This window comes from Acinetobacter sp. 2JN-4 (assembly GCF_003687745.1).
Classification (GTDB): Bacteria; Pseudomonadota; Gammaproteobacteria; order Pseudomonadales; family Moraxellaceae; genus Acinetobacter; species Acinetobacter halotolerans.
Genome location: NZ_RDNY01000002.1, coordinates 250896 through 263622, shown reverse-complemented (window position 1 = coordinate 263622; position 12727 = coordinate 250896). Strand labels below are relative to the sequence as shown.

9 protein-coding genes and 2 tRNA genes are annotated in these 12727 nt (G+C 43.3%); 7 read left to right on the top strand and 4 right to left on the bottom strand.

Annotated features, from left to right (window positions below; translation table 11 throughout):
• Positions 1–8 precede the first annotated feature (8 nt).
• From EAH57_RS04150 to EAH57_RS04130, 5 genes are all read left to right on the top strand, one after another.
• Positions 9–419 (top strand): cation efflux protein, CzcI-like, encoded by a 411-nt coding sequence (locus tag EAH57_RS04150; protein WP_121928953.1) that lies wholly within the window; start codon positions 9–11, stop codon positions 417–419.
• 44 nt (positions 420–463) lie between these two features.
• Positions 464–1882 carry a TolC family protein gene (locus EAH57_RS04145; protein WP_121928952.1) on the top strand — a complete coding sequence of 473 codons (1419 nt, stop codon included), beginning with the start codon at positions 464–466 and terminating at the stop codon, positions 1880–1882.
• A 4-nt stretch (positions 1883–1886) separates the two neighbouring features.
• Positions 1887–3128: an efflux RND transporter periplasmic adaptor subunit gene (locus EAH57_RS04140; protein ID WP_121928951.1), complete on the top strand. Its 1242-nt coding sequence runs from the start codon at positions 1887–1889 to the stop codon at positions 3126–3128.
• Complete coding sequence (locus tag EAH57_RS04135; RefSeq protein ID WP_121928950.1) at positions 3118–6258, top strand: efflux RND transporter permease subunit; 3141 nt, start codon at positions 3118–3120, stop codon at positions 6256–6258. Before EAH57_RS04140 ends, EAH57_RS04135 begins: the two co-directional genes overlap by 11 nt.
• Positions 6259–6504: 246 nt before the next feature.
• The gene (locus tag EAH57_RS04130) at positions 6505–7449 is read left to right on the top strand and encodes a cation diffusion facilitator family transporter (protein ID WP_121928949.1); all 945 of its coding nucleotides are present in this window, start codon (positions 6505–6507) and stop codon (positions 7447–7449) included.
• 36 nt (positions 7450–7485) lie between these two features.
• On the opposite strand, the gene EAH57_RS04125 is transcribed toward EAH57_RS04130, so the two are convergent.
• The gene (locus tag EAH57_RS04125; protein WP_004673246.1) at positions 7486–7824 is read right to left on the bottom strand and encodes a hypothetical protein; all 339 of its coding nucleotides are present in this window, start codon (positions 7822–7824) and stop codon (positions 7486–7488) included.
• A gap of 218 nt (positions 7825–8042) precedes the next feature.
• On the opposite strand from EAH57_RS04125, the gene EAH57_RS04120 reads away from it, so the two are divergent.
• Positions 8043–9671 (top strand): hypothetical protein, encoded by a 1629-nt coding sequence (locus tag EAH57_RS04120; protein ID WP_121928948.1) that lies wholly within the window; start codon positions 8043–8045, stop codon positions 9669–9671.
• Positions 9672–9851: 180 nt separating this feature from the next.
• Entirely contained in the window at positions 9852–10778 is a 927-nt protein-coding gene (locus EAH57_RS04115) for a hypothetical protein (RefSeq protein ID WP_121928947.1), read from the top strand.
• Between the two features lie 87 nt (positions 10779–10865).
• On the opposite strand, the gene EAH57_RS04110 is transcribed toward EAH57_RS04115, so the two are convergent.
• The 3 genes from EAH57_RS04110 to EAH57_RS04100 all read right to left on the bottom strand — a co-directional run bounded on the left by EAH57_RS04110 (position 10866) and on the right by EAH57_RS04100 (position 12642).
• A tRNA-Glu gene (locus EAH57_RS04110) sits at positions 10866–10941 on the bottom strand.
• Positions 10942–10971: 30 nt separating this feature from the next.
• Positions 10972–11047, bottom strand: a tRNA-Glu gene (locus EAH57_RS04105).
• Between the two features lie 179 nt (positions 11048–11226).
• Positions 11227–12642, bottom strand: a complete 1416-nt coding sequence (locus EAH57_RS04100) for an amino acid permease (RefSeq protein ID WP_121928946.1) — start codon at positions 12640–12642, stop codon at positions 11227–11229.
• Positions 12643–12727: the final 85 nt, after the last annotated feature.

Below are 12727 nucleotides of genomic sequence, written 5' to 3'. Positions count from 1 at the left end.
AGAAAAATTTGCGTCGTTCCAGTATTTTCGTGACCGTCTTGCTAAGTTTGTTCATATTCCAAAGTCTTTGGAATGTGGCAGCAGCTTATTGCGCCCATGAAAATACCAATCAGCAATCAACTTTTTCCAGCCATTTTGGGCATCATGTCCCTGATGCTATTGATGCGGCAACGACTCAGGTTCAAACTTCCAAATTAGATACAACTGATTTGCCTATGCCTGTGAGTTTGCAAGATCATCACGATCATTTGCCGTCTTGCTTTCATGTGGTTACGCCTGAAGTTCAGCAACAGCTTGATCAGCCGATGTTGCGGACGCAAAAATTAAAACAAAAATACCATTGGTCGAATTCGTATCAGTCTCCGTATCTATCCAGTCTCAATCCGCCGCCTGTTCTGACCCCGCTATTGGTGGGGTAGCCGAAAAATAGCCCACCGCAACCTTATTATTTGCGGGGCTTAACATGTCTTTAAGTTTAAATCAGCGTACCCATACGCTAAAAAATTCTGTCCATTCATCACCATTCAAGTGGTCGATATTGGGGATTGCTCTCTCGACTGTAGTTTTCGGGCAATCCATATCAGCGAAATCTGTACTCGATGTCAATCAGGCATCAGCAAGTTCAAGTGTCGTGCAGCAAAATTCTAATTTTGAACAAATTTTGCAGCAGGTTCGTGCTTATCAAAACAATCAGTCAAGCTGGCAAACACAACAACAGATGGCGAGTGTGCAGCTAAAACAAAGTGCTTTGTGGGCAAATCCGAGTATTTCGATTGAGCAAACAGGCTTTCAAAATGATCAAGACCGAGAGTTGTCCATTGGTATTTCACAGCCTTTAGATCTCTTTGGTCAGCGTAAAGCGGCGCAAAAAGTGGCTAAGCTTTCCGCCAATCAAGTTGACTTGGAACAGCAACGCTACGACGCAGAACTCGAATTGATCGTGCAATATGTTTGGGCACAAGTGGCTTTATTACAACTCGAAAAATCAGTGATTGCTGAGCAATTACAAGTCAGCCAGCAAAACTTGGATGCCTCTCAAAGACGTTATCAGGCAGGCAGCATTGCCCAAGTCGATGTGGAGCGGGTTCGTATCGCACATTTGGAAAATCAGCGGCTCTTTCAACAAGCGGATTTACAACTGCAACTGGCACAAAAGCAATTGGCGAGCCTTGCAGGAGAAAGCGTAAATCAATTTTCAATTTCTGCAAGCACGGCTGAATTATGGACCAAAGCGACGCAGATCAAGGCAGTGACTGAGCAAAATGAGAATTTATTTGAGCGAGGTTTGCAGTTAGAAACGCAGCGTCAACAAGCGCAAATTGACCAACTCAAAGCCAAGTCACGTCCACAGCCGATCATGACGTTTGGTGTCAATCGCACCCGTTCAGCTGATCAATATAGCGAAAACCAAATTCGTTTAGGCATTGAAATTCCACTCAATATTTTTAACTCCCAAAAATATGGGGTTCAAATTGCCCAAGCCAAACAAAGCCTTATTCAGCAGCAACAACGGACCTATCGTCAGCAGAATCAGATGGATATTGATATTCGTCTGGCTGAATTGAAGGGCTTACAAGCGCAATTTAAGCAGCTCGACGATCAGCAAATTCCACTGGCGAATCAAGTTCAGCAAAAAACCTTGCAGGGCTTTCGTTTAGGCAAATTTTCAGTCACCGATGTGCAACAAGCCACTATGCAGCTACAGGATGTGCGTTTACGTAAAGTGCAATTGCTAAAGCAAGCATGGCAACTCAGTACCGAAGTGCAAAGTGCGCGTATGGGACTGTCAACCGAACAAATCACCGCCAAAGATGCCTTGATGCAACTGAATCAGCGTATATGGCAACAAAGTAATGCCTTCCCAAACCAAGTTGGAGAATAACGAGATGAAGATTAAAGCAAAAATGCGTTCTCAATGGGTTTGGATTGCCATTATTGTCATTGCAACGACGCTTGTGGCTGCCGTGTTGTTGTGGAGTGGTCAGCGCAAAAGCAGCGAAAGCGCGGAACATGGCGAACAAGGGCATTCGCATCAGGAAAATGAAAAAGATCAGCATGCGGACACAGGAGAGGAGCATGAGTCAGAGGAAAGCTTAAGTCTAAGTGCCGAACAGATGCAGCAGTATAGTGTCAAGCTTGCTCAAGTCGCGCTCGGTGAAGTCAATCAAGTGCAAACTTTCCCTGCGAAACTGACAGTCAATACCGATCGTCAGGCACACGTTTCCCCAAGCTTTGCGGGGCGAGTTGAGTCCGTATATGTGGAGTTGGGGCAACAAGTCAAACAAGGACAAGCATTGGCAAATTTGCTCGTGCCTGACTTGGTTGATCAACAAGCCAATCTGCAAATTGCGCAAACCAATTTAGACTTGGCTAAACAAGATTATGAGCGTGAACGTAGTCTTTGGTCACAAGGTATTTCTGCCAAACAAGAATATCAACGCGCCTATAACGCCTATCGCCAAGCCCAAATCCAAGTACAAGCAGCGCGCTCACGTTTAACTGCATTTGGAGCAGCTTCAGGGTCAAATGGACGCTATCGCTTAACTGCACCGATTAGTGGTGTGATCAGCAATAAAGATATTGTGATTGGTGAAAATGTTCAGCTTGCAGATCAACTATTTACCATTGATCAATTAGACCAACTTTGGCTGGAGTTTGTATTGCCGACCATGGTCAATATCAATGTGCAGCCGAATCAGCAAATTCGTTTTAAATCGCTGCAAACAGGCAATCAATTTAATGCGCAAGTCCAGAGCTTGACCTCTGAAGCAGATGCACAAACTGGTCGCTTACAAGTACGTGCCAAAGTTTTATCGAACGCGGCTGAGCTACGTCCAAATTTGATGGTCAATGTTGAATTACAAGCAGGTTCACAGCCATCGGTGATGCGAGTCAGTGCCGAAGCGATTCAACAGGTTGAAGGCAAAGATGTGGTTTTTGTGGCGAAGTCGAATCCGAAAAAAGGTTTCGATTTTAGTGCAGTTCCAGTACAGATCGGACAGCGTAGCCAAGATGGGCAATGGGTTGAAATTACTCAGGGTCTAACAGCAGGTCAATCTTATGTCGCAGTAGGCAGTTTCTTGTTGAAGTCTGAACTTGAAAAAGGAGAGGCTGAGCATGGACACTAATTCTTCTCAATTGCCAAAACCTGAAGGCTTATTTGATCGCCTGATTCAGTTTGCGATTAAAAATGCCATTTGGGTCATGCTGTTTGTGATGACGTGGATTGCGATTGGGGTGTGGAGTTATCAGAAACTACCGATTGATGCCGTTCCCGATATTACTAATACGCAGGTACAGATTAATACCCAAGCCAATGGCTATACCGCTTTAGAAGTTGAACAGCGAATTACCTATCCGATCGAAACTGCAATGGCGGGGATTCCTGACTTAGAACAAACCCGTTCGATTTCGCGTTATGGTTTATCGCAAGTCACCATTATTTTTAAAGATGGCACTGATATTTATTGGGCCAGACAGTTGATCAATCAACGTTTGCAAGAAGCGGATGGACAATTGCCTGATGCGGTTGATCCTGTGATGTCACCTGTTTCGACAGGTTTAGGCGAAATATATCAGTGGGTAGTCAAAGCCAAAGCTGGTGCGAAAAAAGAGGATGGTACGCCCTATAGCGCAATGGATTTACGTGAAATCCAAGACTGGATCGTGCGCCCACAATTGCAGCGCGTCAAAGGTGTGGCTGAAATCAACAGTATTGGGGGTTACAACAAAACCTATATCGTTTCGCCTGACTTAAAACGCCTACAACAGTTACAGATTTCACTCACTGAATTTCAAACTGCATTGCAGGAAAATAATGAAAACCGTGGCTCAGGTTTCATTGAGGAGAATGGTCAGCAGCTGACGGTTCGTGTGCCGGGTATGTTGAGTACCATCGAAGATATTCAGAACATCACTGTCAGTATTAAAAATGGTTCACCGATTCGTGTGTCAGATGTTGCAACGGTTGCAATCGGGCATGACTTGCGTACTGGTGCGGCAACCTATAATGGTGAAGAGACTGTTCTCGGCATCGCCATGATGATGATGGGCGAAAACAGTCGTACTGTTGCGCAAGCGGTGGATGCAAAGATCCAAGAAATTCAATCGACGCTCCCGAAAGGTGTAGAAATTGAAACGGTGTATGACCGAACGACATTGGTCAACAAAGCCATCAAAACGGTGCAGAAGAACTTGGTCGAAGGCGCGATTTTGGTGATCGTGATTCTGTTTATTTTCTTAGGTAATTTCCGTGCGGCTTTAATCACGGCCTGTGTGATTCCACTTTCCATGCTGTTCACCTTGACGGGCATGGCACAGCAGAATATCAGTGCCAACTTGATGAGTTTGGGTGCATTGGACTTCGGGATCATTGTCGATGGTGCGGTGGTGATTGTTGAAAACTGTATTCGACGGCTTGCAGAGGCACAGCATCATGCGGGGCGATTATTAACCCGACAAGAACGCTTTAAAGAAGTCTTTCTTGCAGCAAAACAAGCACGTAAACCGTTATTGTTTGGGCAAGCCATTATTATGGTGGTGTATTTACCGATTTTTGCACTGACAGGTGTAGAAGCGAAAATGTTCCATCCGATGGCGATGACAGTGGTGATGGCATTGCTGGGTGCGATGATTCTGTCGGTGACTTTTGTGCCTGCCGCAGTTGCATTATTCATTACGGGTGAAGTCAAAGAAAAAGAATCACGTTGGATGCAGACCTTAAAAGGGAAGTATCAACAGATCTTAGATTGGGCTTATCAATTCAAAATGGTGGTTGTGACATTTGCTATCAGTATCTTGGTTTTGACTGGGGTGTTAACCACTCAAATCGGCAGTGAATTTGCCCCACAACTGAGTGAAGGTGATTTTGCAGTACAACAAATGCGGTCGCCAAGTACAGGTTTAGAACAGTCTTTGCGGATGCAAGAAAATACTGAAAAGTTAATTCTGAAAAACTTTCCAGAGGTGAAGGCGGTATTTGCTCGTACAGGTACGGCTGAAGTGGCGACTGATGTCATGCCACCCAATATTTCTGATGCAGTTATTCTATTGAAACCTAAAGATCAATGGAAAAACCCAAAAGAAAGCATTGATGCATTGCGTACCCGCATGCAAGCATTTTTAGAAACCATTCCAGGTAATAACAGTGAGTTTTCTCAACCGATTGAATTGCGTTTTAATGAGTTAATTTCAGGAATACGCAGTGATGTGGGAATTAAAGTATTTGGCGATGATATGAATGTGCTCGATACACAAGCACAAGCCATTGCTCAAAAAATACAAAAGATTTCAGGTGCGACAGCAGTCAAAGTTGAACAGACCAGTGGTTTGCCTGTATTAAATGTGGATATTAACAATGCGCTTGCGGCGCAATATGGTTTGTCGGTGAAAACGATTCAAGATGTGGTTGCGGCCAGTGTCGGTGGTCAAAATGTCGGTCAGATTTTACAAGGTGACCGTCGTTTTGATTTTGAAATTCGTCTACCTGACGATCAACGCACCGCACAAAACTTGGCGCAGCTCCCGATCCAATTACCCAATGGTGGTCTGATTCAATTACAAGATGTCGCCAAAGTCGAAACCATCTCAGGCATGAGCCAAGTTGGACGTGAAAATGGTAAACGTCGTGTCATTGTGACGGCAAATGTAGAAGGACGAGACCTTGGTTCATTTGTGCAAGAGTTGCAAACGACCCTGAAGCAGCAACCTTTACCCGCAGGCTATTGGTTGGAATATGGTGGGCAGTTTGAAAACTTGGCATCTGCGGCAGCACGTATGCAGATTGTGATTCCATTGGCATTGATTGCGATTTTTACTTTATTGATGGCGGTATTCCATAACTTTAAAGAAAGCTTGCTGGTATTTAGTGGCGTGCCATTTGCCTTGTCTGGTGGACTGGTTGCATTGTGGTTGCGAGATATTCCATTGTCGATGTCTGCGGGCGTGGGTTTTATTGCGCTTTCGGGTGTTGCAGTATTGAATGGTTTGGTGATGCTGAGTTTTATTAAAGAACTACGTGAGCAGTTCGATCTGCATATTGCCACATGGCAAGGAGCAATCTTACGTTTGCGTCCTGTTCTGATGACAGCTTTTGTGGCATCACTTGGTTTTATTCCGATGGCAATCGCGACTGGAACGGGTGCAGAGGTACAGCGTCCATTGGCAACAGTGGTGATTGGTGGGATTATTTCATCGACTTTACTGACTTTGGTGATTTTGCCTGTGGTGTATCGCTGGATGAATGAGAGGGATTGTTGACCCTTGTATTTCATGGCGGAGTCTTACTGTGATGAGCTTGATCTCATCCGTTAACTCCGTTACTTTTTTAAAAAAGTAACCAAAAACTTTGTCATCCACAAAACCTGTTCACTTTCTGCATTTCATAAACAGCGTCGCAGAAACGGTATATAGCGGATAGCACGCAGGTTGTGGATGACGTCTAGCACGAGTAAATGACAGTGAAAATAGGCGGTTTTTGTTTTTCACGCAAATGAGGAGTCCAACATGAGTGGACATCAAGGTCATGACCATAGTCATGCAGCGGTGACTGAAGGCAATGTCAAAAAATTAACCATTGCCCTGATACTCACATCGACATTTTTGGTCGTCGAGGTTATTGCGGGTTTAATGACCCAAAGTTTGGCATTACTCTCCGATGCGGCACATATGTTTACCGATGCGGCTGCACTTGCGATTGCATTGGCAGCTATTCAAATTTCCAAGCGACCAGCAGATAACAAGCGTACTTTTGGTTATCAACGTTTTGAAATTTTGGCGGCATTATTTAATGCTTCTATGCTGTTCTTTGTAGCGATGTACATTTTGTACGAAGCGTATCAACGCTTTACCCAACCCCCAGAAATTCATAGCTTGGGGATGCTGATTGTGGCAACACTGGGTTTGGTGATTAATTTGATTTCAATGAAGATGCTGATGTCCAGCGCTTCAGAAAGTTTAAATATCAAAGGCGCGTATCTAGAAGTGCTGAGTGATGCTTTGGGTTCCGTTGGTGTGATCATTGGTGCGATTGTAATTTATTACACCAATTGGTATTGGGTAGATACGATTATTGCGGTCGCTATTGGTTTTTGGGTATTACCAAGAACGTGGATCTTATTAAAGCAGAGTATCAATATTCTATTGGAAGGCGTGCCAGACGAAGTTGATATTGAAAAGTTAAGAAATGACTTATTGGCGTTAGAGGGTGTTGAGAGTATTCATCAATTGAAAGTTTGGGCGATTAGCTCGAAGAATATTCATTTAACTGTACATTTGTTTGCGCCGAATGCTGATCGGAAACAATTGCATCGTGCCGCAACAGAAATGTTGACACACCAACATGATATTGCTGAAGTGACCTTACAGATTGAGGATGATGCTGAGATGAATTGTCAGCATACTCATTCACATGCTGAACCAGTAAAACAAGATCAGCCACATCAGCACTAAGCTGATGTGGAGGCGCGAGATTTTATGATCAGTGTATTAGTTTTGCCATTCGTGATTGCAGTCACGGCATTTCCAATGTTTTTGTGCCTGCATAAAGGCTTGCATTGAAATTTTGAAATCGGGTAGATCACGCCAAAATAAGCCACCTGCAATCACACAGACAGCAAATACAACAACAGTTGCAATTTGTAGACCTTGACCTGCGCCATTGCCAAAAAGCCACAGTGCAATGCTAATCAGCACCAAAATTAATAAAATAAAAATTGCTGGAACAAGTAGCACCAAACTTTTCGGTACGTTTGGACGAGGGCTATTTGCACCTTGACTGACAGGCATCACTTTTACGCTTTGGCACTTAGGGCAACGGTATTGCATAGATTTTTCCTATTCTGTTTTGGCTATTTTAGCGAAAAAAGCACAAAAGCTAAAACCGAGAATGATGCAAATTCAAAAATTTACACGATTGCACCTCATATTGGGGCTGAGCATCGAGGTAGCGCTTGGCATGCATCTCGTCTAAAGCTATTCGCTAAAGTATTCACAGTCATGATAAGTTGATCGAAGAATTGAGCGAATAATACGCAAGGAAATACATGCTTCCTACTAAAATTTTAAAATTGCGTTTAGCACGGATTGCAAAAGCCAAGGGGCATCTGTCCACACAAGATAAATTGATATTGGTCAGTATGGAAAGTCCAGACCTTAGCGCCAATTTCTTTTTGCGTTTATTTAAAGTCTCTTTACCGAAGCAATGGAAATTCAAGCATGAGACAGATGAAGATATTCTCTATACAACCCAGTTGATTCAACTGATTGAAGATGAATTGATCCCTGCATATGAGTTTCATGCACGGAAATATGCATGGTATGAGCAATGCGTGACCTACCAACTGAACTATGTCGTTCAGCAGCCGACATCACAGCAAATTAATGGCTACGTGCGTCAGCTTGAGTCATGTCTCGATCAACAGCCTAAAATTGATTTACTCAGTTATTTTCAACAGCACGATCCGAGTGTGGCACATGCCATTGCTTTAGCGAAAGCGTATGCTGGTGCAGCACAATACAGCCAAGCGATAGAACAATATGAGTGGGCTGCGCAGCATTCGCCACAACGCAATGAAGTCGCCTTTTATGCTTATATCGATTGTTTACTGCATCGCAATGAGCCTGACTATCAGCCGCATGTCAGTGATGTTGAGTATGCCATTGCTTTACTGTGTCAGTACAGCAAAGCAATTGATCAGAAAACCTATTCGAAAATCTTGCATAACGCTGTGAGCACTCTACTTCCTAGAGAAATTTTGCAAACACGAGGATCAGAAACCAATATTTTGATGGATGTTGGTCGTGGTTTAAATTCACTGGGAAAATCTTTGGGTGGAATACTGGGTGGGCGAGAATCTCAACTTGCTTATAGTAAAGAGGTGATTGCCAGTGCACCGCAATTATTAATCGATTCTCATGTGTTAGAAAGTATCGCGCAGTCGAGTTCGATGCAACATGCCTTGCAACGTAAATTGATGCAGACTAAAGATCGAATTGAGCAGCAAAGCGCCGAATCGCTACTGGCGAACTTGTGGCGATCTATACAAAAAGACGCTGATACTTGTTTAACTTTGCTGATAGATCAAGAACAGCATGAGCAACTCACACATCTGCTTACTCGACTCGTATTGGTCGATAGGAAAAAATTAGATTTAGGGGGAATTCATACGATTTTGGAGCATGGTCTCCTTCATTATTTAGGCGATATTCGTCTGGATAAACAACATGCTGAGCGAAATAGCTTGTATGAGCAACGAGATGTTATTGTCGCTGAAATGACAGCATTGGCTGTATGGTTCCAACAAGGAATTCTCAATAGTTATTTGCAGCAACAAAGTCATCAATTGCAGCAAATCAAAACGTTGTTGTGCAGTCAATTCGATGATATGGCACTCTCCAGCGGTTTGTTTGCCTATCAATTTGAAATACAAAAACGTGCGCAAGATTTATCGGATTGGTTGCAACAGAAATTAGAGAAAGGCAATGATTTTGATAAGATGCAAGCAGCGTGGGTCACGCTACGCGAGCTCGTTCATTTTGATCATGATGATGGACAAGAGAAAATAAATCAGATTCAACAAAATTTAGAAAAATACAAAACGATGCGTTTAAATCAAATCTTATTACGTCCAGATAGAAATGAAATATCGCAGCAGAAACAAGATGAAAAGTAACCAGTTTTGAGTGTAAATTAATCAGATATACGCATGGAAAATTTGAGGATATGCAACAAAAATACGCAAATTGCGCTGCGTTGCGTGCTAATCTAGAAAAAACGTTCGACCAGTTCGGAAAGTGGACTATAGCTCAGAAGCAGTGAGCGAATAAGTAAGAAAGGGAAGAGGGAGAGCATCTTGAATCGACAAGATGATAAAAAGGCAATGTTCGATATTATGCCAGCAGATACAGCATCTGATAATAAACCATCATTATCACGTCGGCTCATCAATAAGACATTGCAACATGCACAAGATGCAGTTGAGTTTGCCAGTGATACTTCTCGTAATATTGCGGGTGTGGCAGATGCGGCATTAGATGCTTTAGATCATGTTACCCATCATACCAAGCGCGGTGTCGAGGGGGTACGGAACTCTGTGCGAGATATTGTCACAGAAACCAGTGAAGCTGCACGTCAAGTGGCACTCAGTATGGCTAGAGCCTCTTTGGGGAAGAGCAGCTTAACTTTGTATTTGCCGGAAATGTTGCTCAATAATCAGATAAGAAAACGGATAGATCGTACTGAAATTGATGACATTAAAGTTGAATGTGGCAATGATCGTTTTCATATCGAATTAGACGGACACTATCGCCGTTTTCTTTATCGCCTTTCATTAGAATTTAATGTCTTAGAATGTCGTATTGGACAGGAAAAATATTTACGTCTGCGTCAGGTAGATGAACATTTAGACCTTCAGGTCCGTCATGGCGGAACTTTGACCAATTGGGCGGCGCGTCGAGTGGGTAGTGTCAGTTTTGACGTGATTAATTCTTTGCCTATCCCTTTCTTGATTAATCATTTGATTCGGGATGTACCGGGTATTCAAAAAGAAGGGCATCGCATTTGGTATATTGATCTCGAGGAGGCTGGTTTTATTGATTTTATTAATAACCGCTCTTGGATGGTGGATAAGCTGTTAAGTTTGACTGATTTTAGTATTCTGCCTGGTTTGAATATTTTGCAGGAAAGCCGAGAGTTGGTTCAACAGCTGGTTGATCAATTTGAGATTCGAGGCCTGCGTGTACAATCTGGACGTTTAGAGGTTCAGGTTGGCATTGGGTGAAATGTAGAGGCGAACTGTGTTCGCCTTATATAAAGAACATCCACCCATAAAAAAAGCCACTGTCAATGCAGTGGCTTTTTTAGAATTTGGCGTCCCTACGGGGATTCGAACCCCGGTTACCGCCGTGAAAGGGCGATGTCCTAGGCCTCTAGACGATAGGGACTTATATTGAGGCATACATCTGAAACATTAATGGCGTCCCTACGGGGATTCGAACCCCGGTTACCGCCGTGAAAGGGCGATGTCCTAGGCCTCTAGACGATAGGGACGTTTCAGAGGTGGGCGTATATTAGGTTGAATTAGATAATGTGTCAAACGCTTTTCAGGCTAAAAGTTAAAAAAAGCGAACAAGTGGATAAAATTACATCAAAATCAAAAAAATGCAGCTTGGGTAAGCTAAAACAATTGAAGTTTTAGCGAACACAAGTGCATTTTCACTGAAATTTATTTATTTTTGATCACGATAGAAGACATAGTGACTTAAGTAACATGCCGCGATAAAAATTAAACAAACAATGAGGCCAGCATGCATTTCTGGATCATATGCCATACTAAGACCTGTGATCAGACAGAACACAAAACCTAAGATCGGTACGATAGGATACAGTGGCGCAGCAAATTTCAAATCCTTTACAGTATAGCCAGCTTTATACCACTGACGTCTAAAGTTGAATTGGCTCAAGCAAATACTCATCCACACGATCACCATGGTGAATGCAGCCACGCCTAACAAATTCTTAAAGATGGTTTCTGGGGCAAAATGCTCAGATAACAGTCCAGGAATCGCACCAAACATCGTCACCACAAGCGCAATAATCGGTGTACCACTTTTCGAAAGTCGAGAGAAAAGACTTGGAAGTTGGCGTTGATCCGACAGAGACCACATCATTCGAGAGGCGGCATATAAGCCTGAGTTTGCAGCAGAGAGCAACGCGGTGATAATCACAAAGCGGATGATGTCATCTGCATAAGGAATGCCAATGTAATTAAATACCGTAACAAAAGGACTGCTGCTGACCCCTTCGCCGCCTAAACCTGCGATTTCGAAAGGCAATAAAGCACTGATGACAATGATGGTTCCAACAAAGAAAATCAGTAAGCGCCAAATGGCTGCATTAATGGCTTTCGGTACGTTTACTGCTGGATCTTTGGTTTCACCTGCGGCAACACCAATCAACTCAGTACCAGAGAAGGCAAAGTTTACAATCAGCATGGTGGTAAAAATCGGAATCAAACCTTGAGGGAACCATCCATGCGTAGTCAAGTTGTGGAACAGCGGTGCTGATTCGGCACCATCAAATGGAATTAAGCCAAAAATTGCCAATAAACCTAGTAAAATAAACACAATAACGGTTACGACTTTCACTAAGGCCAGCCAAAATTCTGACTCAGCAAAAATACGTGTGGAACTCAAGTTGAGTGCAAAAATGGTGAGTGCAAAGATAATAGTCCAAATCCACATCGAAATATGGGGGAACCATTCCTGCATCAATAAAGCTGCGGCGGTAAATTCTGTTCCTAGCGTGGCGGTCCATGTGAGCCAATAGACCCAAGAGATCATGTAACCTGTGCCTGGACCAATGTATTTTTGCGCGTATGCACCAAAAGCTCCTGCCACAGGCATGTGTACAGCGAGCTCACCGAGACATAACATCACCATATAGGCGATCAAACCACCTAGGATATAGGCGATAATTGCGCCTACAGGACCAGTTTGGGCAATAACTTCGCCAGAACCTAGAAATAAACCTGTACCGATTGCGCCACCGAGAGAGAGCATCACCAAATGGCGAGTACTCATAGCACGTTTTAATGTTTTTGGTGCATTTGGGTCTTGATGGGTATTTGAGTTGGAAGATTGCATACGACAATTTGTCCAAGCATAGAGAAGCGGCTATTTTATGGAAAAATCGAAAATGTGCAATCTGATTTAATGGAAAGATTGTGAG